Genomic DNA, 18,118 nt, shown 5'->3' on the forward strand with positions numbered 1-18,118 from the left:
TGTTCAACAGGAGGATTCCTTTGCTGAACCCGTACAATCCGAACCTCACGTCCTTTGACGAGGTGCACGCCCGATGAGTGCACCAACGCCTGGCCTTGCCAACGGCAAGATCCGCATGAACCCCCCGGTTTTCTACTTCGCGGCAAGTTTCATCCTGTTGTTCGGCCTGGTGGTCATCGCCATGCCGCAAGCGGCCGGCGAGTGGTTGCTGGCGGCGCAGAACTGGGCGGCCAACACCGTCGGCTGGTACTACATGCTGGCCATGACCCTGTACCTGGTGTTCGTGGTGGTCACTGCGGTGTCCGGCTACGGCAAGATCAAGCTCGGCGCCGATCACGACGAACCCGAGTTCAGCTACCTGTCCTGGGCGGGCATGCTGTTCGCCGCCGGCATCAGCATCACGCTGTTCTTCTTCTGTGTCTCCGAACCCCTGACCCACATGCTCCAGCCGCCCCAGGGCGAGGCGGGCACGGCCGAGGCCGGGCGCCAGGCGATGCAGATCCTGTTCCTGCACTGGGGCCTGCATGGCTGGGGCGTGTTCGCCTTCGTCGGCATGGCGCTGGCCTACTTCGCCTACCGCCACAACCTGCCGCTGGCGCTGCGGTCGGCGCTGTACCCGCTGATCGGCAAGCGCATCAACGGCCCGATCGGCTACGCGGTGGACGGCTTCGGCATCATCGCCACGGTGTTCGGCCTGGGTGCCGACATGGGCTTCGGCGTGCTGCACCTGAACGCCGGGCTCGACTACCTGTTCGGCATCAGCCACAGCCAGTGGGTGCAGGTGCTGCTGATCACCCTGATGATGGGCGCGGCGGTGGCCGTGGCGGTCGCCGGGGTGGAGAAGGGCGTGCGGGTGATGAGCGACATCAACCTGTTCCTGGCCTGCGCGCTGCTGCTGTTCGTACTGTTCGCCGGGCCCACCCAGCACTTGTTCAACACCCTGATCCAGAACCTCGGCGACTACCTCGGCGCCTTGCCGCGCAAGAGTTTCGACGTGTACGCCTACGGTGAAAACCGTGACTGGCTGGGTGGCTGGACGGTGTTCTACTGGGCCTGGTGGATTGCCTGGGCGCCGTTCGTGGGCCTGTTCATCGCGCGTATTTCGCGCGGGCGCACCATCCGCGAGTTCGTCTTCGGCGTGCTGCTGATCCCGCTGGGCTTCACCCTGGCGTGGATGTCGATCTTCGGCAACAGCGCGCTGGACCAGGTGATCAACCACGGCATGACCGCGCTGGGCCAGTCGGCACTGGATGACCCGTCGATGAGCCTGTACCTGCTGCTGGAAACCTACCCGTGGAGCAAGACGGTGATCGCCGTGACGGTGTTCATCAGCTTCGTGTTCTTCGTCACCTCGGCCGACTCCGGCACCGTGGTGCTGTCGACGCTGTCGGCCAAGGGTGGCGGCGCCGACGAAGACGGGCCGAACTGGCTGCGGATCTTCTGGGGGGCGATGACTGCGCTGATCACCAGTGCCCTGCTGTTCGCCGGCAGCATCGACTCGCTCAAGTCTGCGGTGGTGCTGACCTCGCTGCCGTTCTCGCTGATCCTGTTGTGCATGATGTGGGGGCTGCACAAGGCCTTCTACCTGGAGAGCCAGCGGCAGATCGCACAGATGCATTCGCTGGCCCCGTTCGCCCAGTCGCGGCGCGGCCGTGGCGGCTGGCGCCAGCGCCTGAGCCAGGCCGTGCATTTCCCGTCACGCGACGAGGTGTACCGCTTCATGGACGACGTGGTGCGCCCGGCGATTGCCGAGGTGCGCGAGGTGTTCGAGCAGAAGGGCCTGGTGCTGATTACCCAGGACGACCCGAGCCATGACAACGTCAGCCTGAAGATCGGCCATGGCGATGAGCAGCCGTTCATCTACCAGGTGCAGATGCGCGGGTACTTCACACCGTCGTTCGCCCTCGGTGGGCTGGGTACCCAGGACTTGAAGAACCGCCGTTATTACCGGGCGGAGGTGCACCTGAGCGAGGGCAGCCAGAACTACGACCTGGTGGGCTACAGCAAGGAGCAGATCATCAACGACATCCTCGATCAGTACGAGCGGCACATGCAGTACCTGCATCTGGTCCGTTGAGGATTCAACGCAGGCTACGTGGGAGCGGGCTTGCCCCGCGATTGCGATGGTGGATTCACCACAGCCATCGCGGGGCAAGCCCGCTCCCACGAAGGCCCCTGCAGATCGCCAGATATCAGAACGGCACATCCCCCAGAATGGTCGCCCGGTGCATCACCCGCCGATTGGGCCGGTAGTCATCCACCGCGAAATGCTGGGTCACGCGGTTATCCCAGAACGCCACGTCGTTCTCCTGCCAACGCCAGCGAATGCTGAACTCCGGCCGCGTCGCATGGGCGAACAGCAGCTTGAGCAGCGCCTCGCTTTCATACTCGTTCAGCTCGTTGATCCGCGTGGTGAACCCTTCATTGACGAACAGCGCCTTGCGCCCGCTGACCGGGTGGGTGCGCACCACCGGGTGCGACAGCGGCGGGTTGTTGCGCCGGGTAGCTTCCCAGCGCGCCAGGTCCTCCGGCGTGGTGCCGAAGCGCTCCAGCGGGAAGGATTTGGTGAAGTCATGGGTGGCGGTCAGGCCGTCGAGCATCGCGCGCAACGGCGCCGACAGTGCCTCGAATGCGGCAATGCCACTGGCCCACAAGGTGTCGCCACCGTAGGCCGGCAGCTGCTTGGCGCTGAGCACCGCGCCCAGGGCCGGGGTCGGCAGGAAGGTCACGTCGGTGTGCCACACGGCGTTGTCGCGTACGTCGGTCACGGCGGTGTCGAGGATCAGCACCTGCGGGGTTTCCGGCACGTTGGGGTAGATCGGGTGGATGTGCAGGTCGCCGAAGCGGGCGGCGAAGCGCGCCTGTTGCTCGGGGTTGATCGGCTGGTCGCGGAAGAACAGCACCTGGTGCTGGAGCAGCGCCTGCTCGATGGCATCGCGCTGTTGCGGGGTGATGTCGCGGCTGATGTCGACGCCGCTGATCTGCGCGCCCAGGGCCGGGCTGAGAGGGGTGATGGTCAGGCTCATGTCGGTCTCGATAGTAGGTCTGATCGCAGGGTCGCGTGGGAGCGGGCTTGCCCCGCGATTGATCAATGGCTCTGCCCGTGCCAGGGCACCAACTTGCGTTGCAAGGCGCGCAGGCCCATCTCCAGGGCGAAGGCGATCAGGGCGATCAACAGGATCCCCAGCACCACCACGTCGGTCACCAGGAACTGCGCCGCCGACTGCACCATGAAGCCCAGGCCGCTGGTGGCGGCGATCAGCTCGGCGGCGACCAGGGTCGACCAGCCCACGCCCAGGCCGATGCGCACGCCGGTGAGGATGTCGGGCAGGGCGCTGGGCAGGATCACGTGGCGGATCAGCTGGGCCTTGGTCGCGCCGAGAGATTGCGCGGCGCGCAGCTTGGTCGGGTCGACGGTGCGCACGCCGGTGGCGGTGGCGATGGCGATCGGGGCGAAGATCGCCAGGTAGATCAGCAGCACCTTGGACAGCTCGCCGATGCCGCACCAGATCACGATCAATGGCAGGTAGGCCAGCGGCGGGATCGGCCGGTAGAACTCGATCAACGGGTCGAGGATGCCGCGGGCCACGCGGTTGTAACCGATGGCCAGGCCGACCGGGATGGCGGTCAGGGTCGCGGCCACCAGCGCCAGGCCGATGCGGCCGAGGCTGGCGCCCAGGTGCTGCCACAGGCTGGCGTCCATGTAGCCCTGGGTGAGCAGGGCCCAGGCCTTGGCCAGGATGTCGGCGGGCGGCGGCAGGAACAGCGGCTCGACCCAGCCGGCGGCCGTCACCAGCCACCAGACCAGCAGCAGGGTGGCCAGGGTCAGGGTGCTGATCCAGCGGGTGGAAAGGGGCTGGCGGGCTTTGCCAGGGGCAGGTTTGGCGTCACGTTTGGCCGCGACAGGCAGGTCCAGGCTGCTCATGCAGACTCCTCTCGGCGGGCGGATTCGCGTTGCGAGAACACCCGCGCCAGCACGTGCTCGCGGGTTTCGATGAAGCGTGGGTCGGACTTGATCGCCCGCGCCGGCTCGCCGGCGGCGTAGCGCTGGCCGAAGTCCAGCTGCAGGCGTTCGACCACGCGCCCGGGGTTGGGCGCCAGCAGCACCAGCTCGGTGGCCAGGAACACTGCCTCTTCGATGTCGTGGGTGATCAGGAACACCGGCTTGGCGGTGCGCTGCCAGACCTGCAGCAGCAGCTCCTGCATCTGTTCGCGGGTGAAGGCGTCGAGGGCGCCGAACGGCTCGTCCATCAGCAGCACCCGAGGGTCGGCGGCCAACGCCCGGGCCAGGCCCACGCGCTGCTTCTGGCCACCGGACAACTGCCAGATGTGCCGGTCGCCGAAGCCGGCCAGGTCGACCAGCGCCAGCATCTCGCGGGCCTTGGCCTCACGCTGCGCACGGGGTACACCGGCCAGTTGCAGGCCGAATGCGACATTGGCCAGCACGTCCTGCCACGGCAGCAGGGCGTCGTCCTGGAACACTACGCCACGGTCGGCGCCCGGCCCTTGCACGGCGGCACCGTCAAGGGTGATGCGCCCGGCGCTGGGGGCAACGAAACCGGCGATCAGGTTGAGCAGCGAGGTCTTGCCGCTGCCGGATGGCCCAAGGGCCACCAGCAGCTGGCGCGGGCCCAGGCTGAGGTTGATGTCGGCCAGCACCGGAGTGCTGGCGCCGGGGTACTGTGCGCTGATGCGCTCCAGTTCAAGCAAGGCCATGACGGGCTCCGGTCTTAGTTGGGCAGGTATTGCTTGCTGACGTAGGGCGAGTAGTCCGGCAGTACCGCATCGACCTTGCCTTGTTGCTTGAGGAAGGTGGCGGTGTCGGTCAGCGCCTGGGTGGTCGGTGCGCCGAGGGCATTGGCCTGGTCGTCCGCCAGCGGGTAGACGTTGCCTTGCAGCAATACCGGGATATCCGCCGCTTTGGCCCCTGACAGCTTGACCAGCTTGGCGACGTTGTCCGGGTTGGCCAGCCAGGCTTTCGGGTCTTTGCGGTAGTCGGCATAGGCGTCGAGGGTCACCTTGGCGAACGACTTGACGATGTCCGGGTGCTTGGCGGCGAAGTCCTTGCGCACGATCCAGGCATCGAAGGTCGGCGCGCCTTTTTCGGCCAGCTCGCCGGAGGTGATCAGCACCTTGCCGTTCTCCTTGGCCACGCCCAGGGCCGGGTCCCAGACGTAGGTGGCGTCGATGTCGCCGCGCTTCCAGGCGGCGATGATTGCCGGCGGCGCCAGGTTGAGGATCTGCACCTTGGTGGGGTCGATGTTCCAGCTCTTGAGCGCGGCCAGCAGGCTGTAGTGGCCGGTGGAAACGAACGGCACGGCGACTTTCTTGCCCACCAGGTCCTGCGGGGTCTTGATGCTGTCACGGGCGACCAGTGCCTCGCCGGCACCGATCTGGGTGGCGATCAGGAAGGTCTCGACCGGCAGCTTGCGGGTGGCGGCGGCGGCCAGGGGACTCGAGCCAAGGTAGCCGATCTGCACGTCGCCGCTGGCCACTGCGGTGATCACGTCGGCGCCGTTGTCGAATTTGCGCCAGTCGATGCTGGCCTTGCTGGCTTTCTCGTAGTCGCCATCCACCTGGGCCACCTTGGCCGGGTCGACGGTGGTCTGGTAGGCGACGGTCAGGTCGGCGGCCTGGGCCAGCCAGCTGGTGCCGGCGAGGGTCAGGGCAGCGAACAGGCGCAGCGGGGCATGCGGGATCATGGTGAGCCTCTCGTCAGGCAATTGGGTTATGGATGGCGAGAAGACTAGATGATCTAAGAAATTAGAAATAAATAACTTTTTTGCATTAGCTTAGGAGCCAAACGCTTTAAGGGGCAGGGGAGCGGAGGCTGGCGGAATGGAAAAGGGCTGCTAGCCTTTTTCGGTCCCGGCCGGGGGGGCTTGCGGTAGAGGGGTCGCCAAACGTTTGCACATAACCTAAAGGTATGATTGACGCCGTCGATACAACCTTTCGCAGTAAAGGTTCCAATGTTATTCCGTAAAAGTCTTACAGATTCATAAAACGGTCATTTTGGATTTATAGGATTGTCATTATCCTGTAGCGCAGGACGGCGACTTAGACCAAAGTCGCGAATCGATCGTTGAGCATTGACTTGGCGGTCACGCATTGGTGCTAAATCGCCAATCCCGGGCGAGTGGGGCAAAAGATCCCGCCGCTTGTGACGCACAAAAATTAGAACGTAGAGGAGCAAAACATGTACAAGTCCAGCCTGGCCCTGGCCGTGGCACTGGGGGTTCTCGCCCAACAAGCAGGCGCTGCAGGTTTCATCGAGGACAGCAAAGTGTCCTTGAGCTCGCGCACCATGTATTTCGACAACAACAACCGCGAAGCGCACGGCACTCCGGCTACCGCGACTCGTCTGCCCGGCCAGCGCCCGGATCAGCGTGAAACCGGTCAAGGTTTCAAGCTCGACTACATCTCCGGCTTCACTGAAGGTACCGTAGGCTTCGGTGTCGATGCCCAGGCCGTGTGGGGTATCCACCTGGATGGCGGCAAGGGCTACCACAAGGCTGGCTTCCTCCCAGACGACAGCGATGGCTCCTCGGTAAGCCAGTGGGCACGTGTCGGTGCCAATGCCAAGGCTCGCTTCTCCAAGACCGAAGCGCACTTCGGTAGCGCGCTGGCACCTAACCTGCCGATCCTGGTCGCCAACGATGGCCGTCTGCTGCCGCAGACCTTCGAAGGTGGCACCGTCACCTCGAAGGAAATCGACAACCTGACCATCAACGCCGGTCAGCTGACCCACGCCATGGGCCGTGCTTCGAGCAACCGTACCGGTCTGTCCGTCTCCGGCGCCTTCGCCGACAGCAACAAATTCCGCTTCGGCGGTCTGGACTACAAGCTCACTCCAGACCTGACCCTGCAGTACTACTACTCGAACCTGGAAGACTTCTACAAGCAGCACTTCCTCGGTGCGACCCACGTCTTCAAGATCGCTGACAACCAATCGTTCAAGACTGACCTGCGCTACTTCGACAGCAGCAGCGACGGCAAGAACGGCGACGTCGGCATCTACGGCTTCGATAACAACGGCGGCTACGCCAAGAACACCGGCAAGGTCGACAACAAGACCTGGTCCGCCATGTTCACCTACACCCTGGGCGGCCACGCGCTCATGCTGGGTCGCCAGCAAGTCGGCGACGACGGTGGTTTCGTCTGGCTGAACCAGGGCGCTGTGCGCGACGGCAACAACCGTCCTGAAGGCGCCGGCGGCTCGAGCTTCTACCTGTTCACCGACAGCATGATCAACCAGTTCGCCCGTGCTGGCGAGAACACCAACTTCGGTCAGTACTCCTATGACTTCGCTGCGCTGGGCGTACCCGGCCTGAAGGCATCGGTCGCTTACCTGCGTGGTGACGATGTCCGCTACAAGTCGGGCCACGGCACCTACGACGAGTGGGAGCGTGACGCTCGCGTCGACTACACCATCCAGCAAGGTACCCTTAAAGGCCTGGGCTTCAGCCTGCGTCAAGGCGTGTACCGTGGTGAAGGCATCGAAAGCAGCGCCGACCAGGATCAGACTCGCTTCATCGTCAACTACACTTACGCCTTCATGTAAGTCGTAGCTGCAAAACAAGAAGCCTCGCCTAGTGCGAGGCTTTTTTGTGCCTGTCATTTCGTATGCGTTCTGGTTATAAATAAATCGATATTTATTCTTTTTATTTTTATTCGGAAGCAGGCACATTGAACCCATCCAGGCCAGACACAGCACAGGAGCCGCTTCCATGAGCCTCAAACTCGGCGACATCGCCCCCGATTTCGAACAGGATTCCAGCGCCGGCAAGATCCGCTTCCACGAATGGCTGGGCAACAGCTGGGGCGTGCTGTTCTCCCACCCGGCCGACTTCACCCCGGTATGCACCACCGAGCTGGGCCTGACTGCCAAGCTCAAGGATGATTTCGCCCAGCGTGGGGTCAAGGCCATCGCCCTGTCGGTGGACCCGGTCGACTCGCACCACCGCTGGATCGATGACATCAACGAAACCCAGAACACCGTGGTCAATTTCCCGATCATCGCCGATGCCGACCGCAAGGTGTCCGACCTGTACGACCTGATCCACCCCAACGCCAGCGACACCCTCACGGTGCGCTCGCTGTTCGTCATCGACCCGAACAAGAAGGTGCGCCTGACCATCACCTATCCGGCCAGTACCGGGCGCAACTTCAACGAGATCCTGCGGGTGATCGACTCGCTGCAACTGACCGACAACCACAAGGTCGCCACCCCCGCCAACTGGCAGGACGGTGATGAGGTGGTGATCGTGCCGTCGCTCAAGGACGAGGACGAAATCAAGCAGCGCTTCCCGAAAGGTTATCGGGCGGTGAAACCTTATCTGCGCCTGACGCCGCAACCCAATCGTTAAACGAATCCTCGTTGTAATGCTCTTAGCCATAGCAGGGATTTTGGGCCGTTTCGACGGCCCTTTTTTATGGGCGTCGTTCACTGGCTCATGATTTTGGTTATTAATAAATAGCTTCTTATTCCTTTACGGATATAACTGCCTCCTTATACTTGCACCCCAAGCACGCAAACTTTCGGAGGCGTCCCCATGCGCAATGAGTCGATTCGTTACCTGATTGTGCCGGGCTGGCAAGGATCGCCAGACAACCATTGGCAGAGTCACTGGCAGCGCAGCCTGCCCAACAGCGCCCGGGTCGAGCAGCAGGACTGGCTCACCCCGCAGCGGCGCGATTGGGTGCAGGCACTGGAGCAGGCGATCGCCGCCGAATGCTCGCCGGTGATTCTGATTGCCCACAGCCTGGGTTGCATCACGGTCGCCCACTGGGCCGCCCAGGCCAGCCCGAGCCTGCTGCGGCGGGTGCGTGGCGCGCTGCTGGTGGCGCCGGCCGATGTCGAGCGGCCCAACTGCGCGCCGGCCTTGCGCAACTTCGCACCGATCCCGTTGCAGGCGCTGCCATTCCCAAGCCAGGTGGTCAGCTCTGACAACGACCCGGCGGTGAGCGTGCCACGGGCCCTGCACCTGGCGCGCGCCTGGGATGCCGAGGCGGGGCTGCTGGCAAACGCCGGGCATATCAACGTCAAGTCCGGCCACGAGCGTTGGGAACAGGGCTTCGCCTACCTGTTCCGCCTGCAGGCCCGGATCGACCAGCGTGCGCTGCGGCGCGCCTGATCCGCCGGCCGTTCCACGAATGCCTTGAGCCCCGGCTGCATGCGACCGGGGCGGGAGTTTTCCATGACTTTTCACACCCCTTTCGGCCAGCCACTGCTGACCTTCCCTGAACTGGACAAGAGCCCGCTGAGTATCCGCGCCAAGGCGCTGGTGTTCGTCGACCCGCGCTCACAGGTGCTGCGTCAGGCCCTCGAACGCCTGGCACCGCAACCGCTGCCGGTATTGATCCGTGGCGAAACCGGCACCGGCAAGGAGCTGCTGGCGCGGCAGATTCACCGCGCCAGTGACCGCGCGGGGCTGTTCGTCTCGGTCAACTGCGCCGCCATCAGCCCGACCTATGCCGACGCCGAACTGTTCGGCTACAGCGCCGGTAGCCAAGGCGGTACCGCCAGCAGCCGCGCTGGCTGGTTCGGCTCGGCCAACGGCGGCACCTTGTACCTGGACGAGATCGCCGACCTGCCGTTGACGATCCAGGGCAAGTTGCTGGCGGCGCTGGAAAACCGCGAAGTGACCCGCGTCGGTGCCGCCCAGCCGCAGCCGGTGGACGTTCGCCTGGTCGCCGCCTCCAGTATCGATCTGGCCAAGGCGGTGCAGGCCGGGCGTTTCAACGAGCGGCTCTACCATTACTTGCATGAAGGCGAGCTGGAGCTGCCGGCGTTGCGCGAGCGGGTCGGTGACATCCTGCCGTTGGCGGAGTACTTCGTCGGTATCTACAGCGTGCGCCTGGACCGGCCGCTGGCCTTGATCAGCGAGGCCGCCCAGCAGGCACTGGAAGCCCATGCCTGGCCGGGCAATACCCGCGAGCTGGAGAACGTCATCCACTTTGCCCTGCTGGTCAGCGACGGTGAGGAGATCCTCCCCGAGCACCTTGACCTGCCGGACGCCAGCCCGCTGGCCAGCCTGGCCCGCCAGCTCGGGCAACTGAGCCGCAGCCGCGAGGCGCAGACCCTCGGGGCCCTGCGCCAGCTGCTGAGCGACAGCCTGGCGCAGTTGGACGAGCCCGCACCTGGAGCGGTGCCAGACGCCTCATAAGCAAAGGCATTGATGGCCATTTGATTTTGGAATAAGCAGCTAAATAAAAGATATTGTTCCGGAATAAAAAATCCCGGTATCGTCCGTTTCACGCCCACCCGAACGGATGGGCACCTGACGTAGCCATCTGCGATGGCCCAGCTCGATAACAAGGATCACCATGAAAAAGACCCTGCTGACCACCGCCCTGGCCGCCGCCCTTTCGTTTGCAGGCCTGGCCTCTGCCGCCGAGAAACTGGTGGTCGCCGCCACGCCGGTACCCCACGCTGAAATCCTCGAACTGATCAAGCCGACCCTGGCCAAAGAAGGCGTCGACCTGCAGATCAAAGTGTTCACCGACTACGTGCAGCCCAACGTGCAGGTCGACCAGAAGCGCCTGGACGCCAACTACTTCCAGACCCTGCCCTACCTGCAGAACTTCAACGAAGGCAAAGGTACCCACCTGGAGACCGTGATCGGCGTGCACGTCGAACCCTTCGGTGGCTACTCGAAGAAGGTCAAGTCCCTGGCCGAGCTGAAGGAAGGCGCCACCGTCGCCATCCCCAACGAAGGCAGCAACAGCGGCCGCGCCTTGCTCCTGCTGCAGAAGGCTGGGCTGATCACCCTGAAAGACCCGAAGAACGCCCTGGCCACGCCGAAAGACATCGCCGAGAACCCGAAGAAGCTCAAGTTCCGCGAGCTGGAATCGGCCATGCTGCCGCGCGTGCTGGACCAGGTCGACCTGGACATGATCAACACCAACTACGCCCTGGAAGCCGGCCTGAACCCGGCCAAGGATGCCCTGGTGATCGAGGGTGCCGACTCGCCGTACGTGAACTTCCTGGTGGCCCGCCCGGACAACAAGGACAGCGAGGCCATCCAGAAACTGGCCAAGGCGCTGACCAGCCCGGAAGTGAAGGCGTTCATCGCCAAGAAGTACCAGGGCGCGGTACTGCCGGCGTTCTGACACGTGGTATCAGCCAAGCCTGAAACGAAAAACGCCGACGCATCTTGCGTCGGCGTTTTTGTTTTTGTCGGTCTTATCTTGCGAGCATGAATGGAACGTGGGAGCGGGCTTGCCCCGCGATTGCAGCACCGCGGTAGATGGCACCGGCTTTGCCAACAGATCAGGGTTGACCACCCAGCGCCCGGCGCAGGGCCAGCAGCCAAAGCAATTGTTCATTCGCAGCAGGTGAGCAGGGGCTGTTCATCGTTTTCGTCCTTGTAAGTTTGATGGGCCATGCAAGTCACAGTTTGAAACCTGTTTGAGGGGCGATTCGTAAGAAAGGTCCCAACCTGAGGCGGGAAATTTCCGAGGAAAACAGGCGGTGATATAGATATGCAATAAAGGTATTTATAAAAATATTTTTATACCTTTAGAGTCTATAAATCGTGCCTACCGGCACAGAGCCACTATGTGTTGAATGACGCCGAGCGACCCTCGTGCCGACCTGGAACCTGCCCATGCCGTACCTCCCTAACCTTGTGTCGAGGCCCATTCCATGAGTTTCGACACCGCCTTCATGCTTAGCACATTGCCGGCCTTCTTCAAGGCGGTGGGGGTGACCTTGCAGGTCGGCCTGATCGCCATTGCCACCTCGATGCTGGTGGCGTTGCTCAACTCGGCCATCCTGGTCTTGCGCACACCGTACCTGCGGCGCCTGGTGCAGGGCTACGTGGAGCTGGCCCGCAACACGCCGCTGCTGATCCAGCTGTTCTTCGTCTACTTCGCCCTGCCGAGCGTGGGTGTGAAGATTTCGGGCTTCGCCGCGGCGATCATCACCATGACCTTCATGGGCGGCGCCTACCTCACCGAAGTGCTGCGCGCCGGGGTCGAAGCGGTGCCGCGGGCACAGCTTGAGTCCGGGCGTTCGATCGGCCTGTCCGAAGGCCAGCTGCTGCGTCATGTGATCCTGCCGCAAGCGGGCATCCTCAGCCTGCCGGCACTGTTCGCCAACTTCGTGTTCCTGCTCAAGGAGACCACCGTGGTCTCGGCGGTGGCGGTGCCGGAGATCCTCTACACCACCAAGAACTACATCGCCCTGTACTACAAGACCTACGAGATGCTCGCGGTACTGACCCTGCTCTGCGTGCTGATCTTCCTGCCGTTGTCGCTGCTGCTGCGCCGCCTGGAAAGGAGGCTGCAACATGGCCAGTTCGGCATTTGAACTGCTGCAGGTGTCGCTGCCGCAACTGGCAGCCGGCGCCGGGCAAACCGTAGCGATTTCGGCACTGGGCATCGGCTTTGCCACCCTCGGCGGTGTGCTCTACGGCGTGCTGGCCACCCTCGGCAACCGGCTGCTGAACGTGCTGCTGCAGGTTTACCTGGAACTGTTCCGGGCGATCCCGGTACTGGTCTGGTTGTACCTGGTGTTCTTCGGCTTGCCGATCTTCCTTGGCCTGAGCATCCCCAGCTTCTGGTGCGCGGTGCTGGTATTGGGCCTGTGGGGCGCCAGCGAAGTCGGCGAGGTGGTGCGCGGTGCGCTCGGCTCGCTGCCCCGTGGCCAGCGCGAGGCGGGGCTATCGATCGGCCTGTCCGGCTGGCAGCTGTACGCCCATGTGCTGCTGCCGCAAGCGCTCAAGCGCATGACCCCGCCGACCATCAACATCTATACCCGCATCATCAAGACCAGCTCGCTGGCGGTGCTGATCGGTGTGGTCGAAGTGATCAAGGCCGGCCAACAGATCATCGAACGCACCTATGAATCGGCGCTGATCTACGGCGTGCTGCTGCTGTTCTTCTTTTTCGTCTGCTACCCGCTTTCCGCCGCCTCGCGCGTGCTGGAACGCCGCTGGGCCCACTCATGAGCGCATTGATCGAATTCCACGGTTTCAACAAGTTCTTCGGCGAGCAGCAGGTGCTGGCCAACGTCGACCTGCAGGTTCGCGCCGGCGAGGTGGTGGTGATCCTCGGCCCCAGCGGCTGCGGCAAAAGCACCCTGCTGCGCTGCCTCAACGGCCTGGAACAGGCCCACAGCGGCAGCCTGCGCCTGGACGGGCAGGAGCTGCTGGCCCCAGGCACCGACTGGCGCCAAGTGCGCCAGCGGGTGGGCATGGTGTTCCAGAGCTACCACCTGTTCGGCCACATGAGCGTGCTGGACAACCTGCTGCTGGGCCCGCTCAAGGTGCAAAAGCGCGAGCGCGCCGAAGCCCAGGCCCAGGCCGAAGCACTGCTGGCGCGGGTGGGCTTGCTGGACAAGCGCGATGCCTACCCGCGGCAGCTGTCCGGCGGCCAGCAGCAACGCATCGCCATCGTCCGCTCGCTGTGCATGAACCCGCAGGTGATGCTGTTCGACGAAGTCACCGCCGCCCTCGACCCGGAGATGGTCAAGGAGGTGCTGCAAGTGATCCAGGGCCTGGCCCGGGACGGCATGACCCTGCTCATCGTTACCCACGAAATGGCCTTCGCCCGCGCGGTGGCCGACCGCATCGTGTTCATGGAGGCCGGCAGGATCCTTGAACAGAACCACCCCGAGCGCTTCTTCACCCAACCGCAGACCGCACGCGCGCAGCAGTTCCTGGAGAAATTCTCTTTCGTCGAAAGCCTGCCCAAGACACTGCACAAGGAACTGTCATGAACACCGCACCCTTTGCCAAACTGCTCGCTCCACTGCTTGGCCTGGCCCTGCTGGCCGGCTGCAACAAGGCCGAAGAACCGGCCAAGCCCGCTGGCGCCTCGCCCGCCAGCAGCTACCTGGAAACCATCAAGGCCCGCGACAAGCTGATCGTCGGCGTGTTCACCGACAAGCCGCCGTTCGGCTTCGTCGATGAGAGTGGCCGCTACGTCGGCTTCGACACCGACATCGGCCGGCGTTTCGCCAAGGACTTGCTGGGCGACGAGAACAAGGTCGAGTTCGTCGCCGTCGAGCCCGCCAGCCGCATCCCCTTCCTGCAGAGCGACAAGGTCGACCTGATCCTCGCCAACATGACCGTCACCCCTGAGCGCAAGGAGGCGGTGGACTTCACCAACCCCAACCTGCGCGTGGCCGTGCAGGCCATCGTTGCCGACGGCAGCCCGGTGCAGAAGCTCGACGAGCTGGCCGACAAGACCATCATCGTCACCACCGGCACCACGGCCGATATCTGGCTGACGAAAAACCACCCGGACTGGAAGCTGCTCAAGTTCGAAAAGAACAGCGAGTCGCTGGCCGCCCTGGCCAATGGCCGTGGCGATGCCTATGCCCAGGACAACCTGATCCTGTTCAGCTGGGCCAAGCAGAACCCGGGCTACCGTGTGCTGCCGCAACTGCTGGGCGAGGAAGCACCGATTGCCCCGGCGGTGAAGAAGGGCAATGCCGAGCTGCGCGACTGGGTGAATGCCGAGCTGGCCAAGCTGGGTGAGGAGAAGTTTTTGCTCAAGCTGTACGACCAGTACGTGCGCAAAGAGCTGAGCGACGACACCAAGCCTGAGAGCGTGATTGTCGAAGGGGGCAAGTGGCAGGGTTGATCTGATCGCGGGGCAAGCCCGCTCCCACGGTTCCAACGTGGGAGCGSGSGTTCTCCAGGCTGGAGABAHSSCTCCCACGGTTCCAACGTGGGAGCGGGCTTGCCCCGCGATGGCGATATCAGCCGTTGCGCGGCAACCAGTTCAACAGGAAATCATTCACCACCCCCGGGTTCTCCAGGCTGGAGATATGCCCGGCAAACGGAATCTGCGCCGCCAGGCAACCAATCAACTGCGCCATCTCGTTCGACTCCGCGGGCGGCCTGGGAATGTCCTGATCACCACAGATCACGATGGTCCGATCTGCAGGCAGCTCGCCGAGGCGTGCCAGCAGATCCGGCCGGCCAAAGATCACTCGCCCCATCGGGTCCAGGCTTTCGCGGATGGTCTGGGCGCTGCTTGCCTTCAACTGCGCACGAAACTGCTCGCGCACCTGGGGCACGGTTTCCCCGCCGGCATGGAAGAAGATCGGTACCACGATATCCAGCAGCGGGTCGACAAACGCGCCTGCTGCACTGGCGGCATCCAGCAGGCCGAAGTACTTCAGCCGCGTGGCCTCCGGTTCCGCCCCCAGGTAGGTATCCAGCAGCACCAGGCGGTCAACCCGCTCCGGGTGTTCGATGGCCAGCTGCGCGCCCCACATGCCGCCGACCGACAGGCCGACCAGATGGCACTTGGGGATATCCAGCGCATCGAGCAGGGCCAGGTGCTGGCGGCTCAAGGCGCTCATGTCGGTGGTGGTGGCCGGCGGCGCGTCGGAATCGCCGTGGCCCCACAGCTCGGGCACGATGACCCGGAAGTGCTTCGACAGCGCGTCGATCTGCGGTTGCCACATGGCGGCCGACCACAGGTAGCTGTGGCCGAGCAGGACGGGGAAGCCCTGGCCCTGGTCGACGTAGCTCATGCGCGCGCCGTCTATTTCGATGAAGTGTTTTTGCATGGGGTTATCTCATGAATGGGGATAGCAAATTTGGTAATCGTGACAAGGCCCTGTGGGAGCGGGTTTACCCGCGAACACCGGCAGAGCCGGTGCCATCCACCACGTCACCTGCTTCGCGGGTAAACCCGCTCCCACAGGGGCCAGGTTTTCATGACGATCATCGCTCAGGCACCAACCGCAACGTGCTCTGCGCCGGGATCACCCCCATGCGCGCCTTGTGGTAGCGCCCCTCGATGTAATCCTCTGCCTGGTCGCCATAGTGCTTGTCGAACGGCACGCCGCTTTGCCCGACCGGGTTGATGGTCAGGGCCGCGCCGGCGTCGGCGAAGTCGATCACCCGCCGGGTGGACGGGCCATAGGTGACCGGCCAGGGCGCCGGGCCGATCTTCGCTGAAAGGTTGTTCGGCACTTCATGAGTGCCCGGGGCGGCGAAGGGGCCAACGTTGAACAGCAGGTTCAGCGGCTTTTTCACCCCCAGCGGGTGGTTGTGGGTGAGGGTGTGGGCCTTGCCCCATTGCCAGCTGGCCGGGTCCTTGCCGAAGGTCTCGCCCAGGTGCTTGAGGCTGCGCTGCCAAGCCAGCCGCACGATGGCGTTGCGGTCGGTGTGTTCATTGCCGCCGCGCAGGTTCCACCAGGGTGAGGCCGGGTCGGCGGCCAGGCGCGGCAGGGCCGCGTCGATGGCGCGGGTGCTGATCAGGATCGGGAACCAGGTATCGCCCAGCTCGTCATGCAGCGCAGCGAAAGCCAATTCGTAGAGGAACTGGTTGAACAGCGTGGCGCTGGTGGAGTCCAGCGGGTAGTCGCCGCGCCAGGCGGCCAGCTGTTCGACCAGCTCTTTCTCTTCGTCCCCCTGGGCCACGCTGCGCAAGGTGCCCAGCAGCGGCGCCAGGGTGCGCGGGCCGTAGTCGTTGCTGGTGTCCAGCTGCAGGGCCTGGCTGTTCTGGGTGTCCCACTTGATGTCCGGGTTGCTCAGGTGGCGGTCCAGTTGGCGGCCGCGGTCGGCCAGGTTGTAGTAGCCGGGCACCGGCACCACCGCCGGTGGCTGGTAGTTGGCCGAGACGATGTAGCCGCTGGCCGGGTTTTCCTGCTGCGGGTTGACGCTGAACGGGTAGAAGCCGGGCTTGTCGGCCTGGCCGCTGTTGCCGTCGAGGATGAACGCCGGGTTCACCCCGTCCGGGCGGATCGGCAGGCGCGCCGCCGCCCACCAGCCGATATCGCCACGGGCGTTGGCCCAGACCAGATTCAGCCCTGGCGCCTGCACCTTGGCTGCCGCTTCGCGCATCTTGCCCAGGGTGTCGGCGCGGTTGATCTGGTAGAAGCCTTCGAGGATCGGGTTGTCGGTTTCCAGGAACGCCCACCACATGGCGATGGGCGCAGCGCCGGCGCTGTTGCCCAGCACCGTGTTGACGATTGGGCCGTGGGGCGAGCGGCGCAGGGTGAGGGGCACCGGCTGCTCGCCTTTTACGGCGATCTGCTGCTCGGTTTTTTCCAGGGTCTGCCAGCGGCCATCGACCATCACTTGCTCGGGGTTGGCCGGGTTGGTCTTTTCGGCGATCAGGTCGACGTCGTCGTTCTGGAACATGGTCAGGCTCCAGCCGAAGTCGCGGCTGTGGCCAAGCAGGGCGAACGGGTTGAGCGCCTGGAAGTAGCCGTACAGGTTGAAGCCCGGCGCCGACAGCTCGGCCTCGTACCATACCGCCGGCACCGCGAAGCTGATGTGCGGGTCGCCCGCCAGCAACGGGCGGCCGCTGCGGGTGCGGCTGCCGGCCACGGCCCAGGCGTTGCTGCCTTCGAACTGGGGGATGCCGGCATCGCCCAAGGCCTCGTGGCTGAGCCGCGCCAGCTGCTCCAGGCTGCGCCAGTCGGCGGCGGCCAGCGGCGCGGCGATGGCACCGTCGGGCTGCCAGTCGAGGTCGAAGATTTTCAGGTAATCGGCGCCGAGCTGGTCGCGAATGTAGGTGAGCGCGGGTTCGGTGCGAAAGGCCGCGGCGAAGCTGTAGGCCAGGTAACCGGCGATGCTCAGGGTGTCCTCGGCGGTGAAGGGGCGCGGAGGGATGCCGAGCAGGTCGAACTCCATCGGCTTGGGATGGCTGGCCTGCCACTGGTTCACGCCATCGAGGTAGGCCTGCAAGGCTATCCAGGCCGGGGCCTGGCGGTCCTGGCGCTGCACCATCAGCGCGGCCTGCTCGCGAATGCGCAGGCTGCGGAACAGGGTGTCGGTGGGCAGCAACTTGTCGCCCAGCACCTCGGCCAGCTCGCCTCGCGCCAGGCGGCGCATGATCTCCATCTGGAACAGGCGGTCCTGGGCGTGCACGTAGCCCAGGGCGCGGTACAGGTCCTGCTCGTTCTGCGCCTGCAGGTGCGGTACGCCGCGCGCGTCATAACGGGCGGTGACCGGCGCCTGCAGGCCGGCGACGGCCAGTTCGCCCTCGCGCTGGGGCTGCTTGCCCTGCACATACCAGTAACCGGCGCCGGCAGCGGCCACGGCAATCACCACGGCCAGCAGGGTCAGGCTGCGCTTCATCGAGACTCCTTGTGCACTCGAGCGAAAAATGTGGTCCGATCATCGGCGGATTCGCGCACTGAGCA

16 protein-coding genes are annotated in these 18,118 nt (G+C 64.3%); 10 read left to right on the forward strand and 6 right to left on the reverse strand.

Annotation, left to right across the window (positions count from 1 at the left end; genetic code table 11):
- Positions 1-115 precede the first annotated feature (115 nt).
- Positions 116-2,077, forward strand: a complete 1,962-nt coding sequence (gene betT / locus RTH46_RS01735) for a choline transporter BetT (protein WP_178125761.1) — start codon at positions 116-118, stop codon at positions 2,075-2,077.
- Between the two features lie 115 nt (positions 2,078-2,192).
- On the opposite strand, the gene tauD is transcribed toward betT, so the two are convergent.
- The 4 genes from tauD to tauA form a co-directional block, all read right to left on the reverse strand.
- Positions 2,193-3,026 (reverse strand): taurine dioxygenase, encoded by an 834-nt coding sequence (gene tauD, locus RTH46_RS01740; RefSeq protein ID WP_316904912.1) that lies wholly within the window; start codon positions 3,024-3,026, stop codon positions 2,193-2,195.
- A 62-nt stretch (positions 3,027-3,088) separates the two neighbouring features.
- Positions 3,089-3,925 carry a taurine ABC transporter permease TauC gene (tauC, locus tag RTH46_RS01745; protein WP_316904913.1) on the reverse strand — a complete coding sequence of 279 codons (837 nt, stop codon included), beginning with the start codon at positions 3,923-3,925 and terminating at the stop codon, positions 3,089-3,091.
- A complete protein-coding gene (tauB, locus tag RTH46_RS01750; RefSeq protein ID WP_153785468.1) occupies positions 3,922-4,716 on the reverse strand; it encodes a taurine ABC transporter ATP-binding subunit in 795 nt (264 codons plus the stop codon). The genes tauC and tauB overlap by 4 nt, the downstream gene beginning before the upstream one ends.
- 14 nt (positions 4,717-4,730) lie before the next feature.
- The gene (tauA, locus tag RTH46_RS01755) at positions 4,731-5,702 is read right to left on the reverse strand and encodes a taurine ABC transporter substrate-binding protein (protein ID WP_125465987.1); all 972 of its coding nucleotides are present in this window, start codon (positions 5,700-5,702) and stop codon (positions 4,731-4,733) included.
- Between the two features lie 494 nt (positions 5,703-6,196).
- Here tauA and RTH46_RS01760 point away from each other — a divergent pair, with 494 nt between their 5' ends.
- The 9 genes from RTH46_RS01760 (at position 6,197) to RTH46_RS01800 (ending at position 14,592) form a co-directional block, all read left to right on the forward strand.
- A complete protein-coding gene (locus RTH46_RS01760) occupies positions 6,197-7,561 on the forward strand; it encodes an OprD family porin (protein WP_316904914.1) in 1,365 nt (454 codons plus the stop codon).
- A gap of 166 nt (positions 7,562-7,727) precedes the next feature.
- Positions 7,728-8,366, forward strand: coding sequence for a peroxiredoxin (locus RTH46_RS01765; protein ID WP_110992087.1), 639 nt, complete (start codon positions 7,728-7,730; stop codon positions 8,364-8,366).
- A 186-nt stretch (positions 8,367-8,552) separates the two neighbouring features.
- Positions 8,553-9,134, forward strand: a complete 582-nt coding sequence (locus tag RTH46_RS01770; RefSeq protein WP_153785470.1) for an alpha/beta hydrolase — start codon at positions 8,553-8,555, stop codon at positions 9,132-9,134.
- A gap of 63 nt (positions 9,135-9,197) precedes the next feature.
- Positions 9,198-10,166, forward strand: coding sequence for a sigma 54-interacting transcriptional regulator (locus RTH46_RS01775; protein ID WP_316904915.1), 969 nt, complete (start codon positions 9,198-9,200; stop codon positions 10,164-10,166).
- A 160-nt stretch (positions 10,167-10,326) separates the two neighbouring features.
- Positions 10,327-11,112: a MetQ/NlpA family ABC transporter substrate-binding protein gene (locus RTH46_RS01780; RefSeq protein ID WP_110992090.1), complete on the forward strand. Its 786-nt coding sequence runs from the start codon at positions 10,327-10,329 to the stop codon at positions 11,110-11,112.
- Positions 11,113-11,647: 535 nt separating this feature from the next.
- Positions 11,648-12,313 (forward strand): amino acid ABC transporter permease, encoded by a 666-nt coding sequence (locus RTH46_RS01785; protein ID WP_153785472.1) that lies wholly within the window; start codon positions 11,648-11,650, stop codon positions 12,311-12,313.
- A complete protein-coding gene (locus RTH46_RS01790) occupies positions 12,294-12,953 on the forward strand; it encodes an amino acid ABC transporter permease (protein WP_153785473.1) in 660 nt (219 codons plus the stop codon). The genes RTH46_RS01785 and RTH46_RS01790 overlap by 20 nt, the downstream gene beginning before the upstream one ends.
- Positions 12,950-13,723, forward strand: coding sequence for an amino acid ABC transporter ATP-binding protein (locus RTH46_RS01795; RefSeq protein WP_279846900.1), 774 nt, complete (start codon positions 12,950-12,952; stop codon positions 13,721-13,723). Before RTH46_RS01790 ends, RTH46_RS01795 begins: the two co-directional genes overlap by 4 nt.
- Positions 13,720-14,592, forward strand: a complete 873-nt coding sequence (locus RTH46_RS01800) for a transporter substrate-binding domain-containing protein (protein WP_316904916.1) — start codon at positions 13,720-13,722, stop codon at positions 14,590-14,592. Before RTH46_RS01795 ends, RTH46_RS01800 begins: the two co-directional genes overlap by 4 nt.
- Before the next feature lie 118 nt (positions 14,593-14,710).
- On the opposite strand, the gene RTH46_RS01805 is transcribed toward RTH46_RS01800, so the two are convergent.
- Complete coding sequence (locus tag RTH46_RS01805) at positions 14,711-15,529, reverse strand: alpha/beta fold hydrolase (RefSeq protein WP_153785476.1); 819 nt, start codon at positions 15,527-15,529, stop codon at positions 14,711-14,713.
- Positions 15,530-15,686: 157 nt separating this feature from the next.
- Entirely contained in the window at positions 15,687-18,053 is a 2,367-nt protein-coding gene (locus RTH46_RS01810) for a penicillin acylase family protein (protein WP_316904917.1), read from the reverse strand.
- Positions 18,054-18,118: the final 65 nt, after the last annotated feature.

Source organism: Pseudomonas sp. zfem004 (genome assembly GCF_032621715.1).
GTDB lineage: Bacteria > Pseudomonadota > Gammaproteobacteria > Pseudomonadales > Pseudomonadaceae > Aquipseudomonas > Aquipseudomonas sichuanensis.

Coding starts and splice junctions, on each gene's coding strand:
- RTH46_RS01770 (WP_153785470.1), top strand. CDS start 8,553: ATGCGCAATGAGTCGATTCGTTACCTGATTGTGCCGGGCTGGCAAGGA.
- RTH46_RS01810 (WP_316904917.1), bottom strand. CDS start 18,053: ATGAAGCGCAGCCTGACCCTGCTGGCCGTGGTGATTGCCGTGGCCGCT.
- betT (WP_178125761.1), top strand. CDS start 116: ATGAACCCCCCGGTTTTCTACTTCGCGGCAAGTTTCATCCTGTTGTTC.
- RTH46_RS01805 (WP_153785476.1), bottom strand. CDS start 15,529: ATGCAAAAACACTTCATCGAAATAGACGGCGCGCGCATGAGCTACGTC.
- RTH46_RS01775 (WP_316904915.1), top strand. CDS start 9,198: ATGACTTTTCACACCCCTTTCGGCCAGCCACTGCTGACCTTCCCTGAA.
- RTH46_RS01765 (WP_110992087.1), top strand. CDS start 7,728: ATGAGCCTCAAACTCGGCGACATCGCCCCCGATTTCGAACAGGATTCC.
- RTH46_RS01780 (WP_110992090.1), top strand. CDS start 10,327: ATGAAAAAGACCCTGCTGACCACCGCCCTGGCCGCCGCCCTTTCGTTT.
- tauD (WP_316904912.1), bottom strand. CDS start 3,026: ATGAGCCTGACCATCACCCCTCTCAGCCCGGCCCTGGGCGCGCAGATC.
- RTH46_RS01800 (WP_316904916.1), top strand. CDS start 13,720: ATGAACACCGCACCCTTTGCCAAACTGCTCGCTCCACTGCTTGGCCTG.
- tauB (WP_153785468.1), bottom strand. CDS start 4,716: ATGGCCTTGCTTGAACTGGAGCGCATCAGCGCACAGTACCCCGGCGCC.
- RTH46_RS01760 (WP_316904914.1), top strand. CDS start 6,197: ATGTACAAGTCCAGCCTGGCCCTGGCCGTGGCACTGGGGGTTCTCGCC.
- tauA (WP_125465987.1), bottom strand. CDS start 5,702: ATGATCCCGCATGCCCCGCTGCGCCTGTTCGCTGCCCTGACCCTCGCC.
- tauC (WP_316904913.1), bottom strand. CDS start 3,925: ATGAGCAGCCTGGACCTGCCTGTCGCGGCCAAACGTGACGCCAAACCT.
- RTH46_RS01785 (WP_153785472.1), top strand. CDS start 11,648: ATGAGTTTCGACACCGCCTTCATGCTTAGCACATTGCCGGCCTTCTTC.
- RTH46_RS01795 (WP_279846900.1), top strand. CDS start 12,950: ATGAGCGCATTGATCGAATTCCACGGTTTCAACAAGTTCTTCGGCGAG.
- RTH46_RS01790 (WP_153785473.1), top strand. CDS start 12,294: ATGGCCAGTTCGGCATTTGAACTGCTGCAGGTGTCGCTGCCGCAACTG.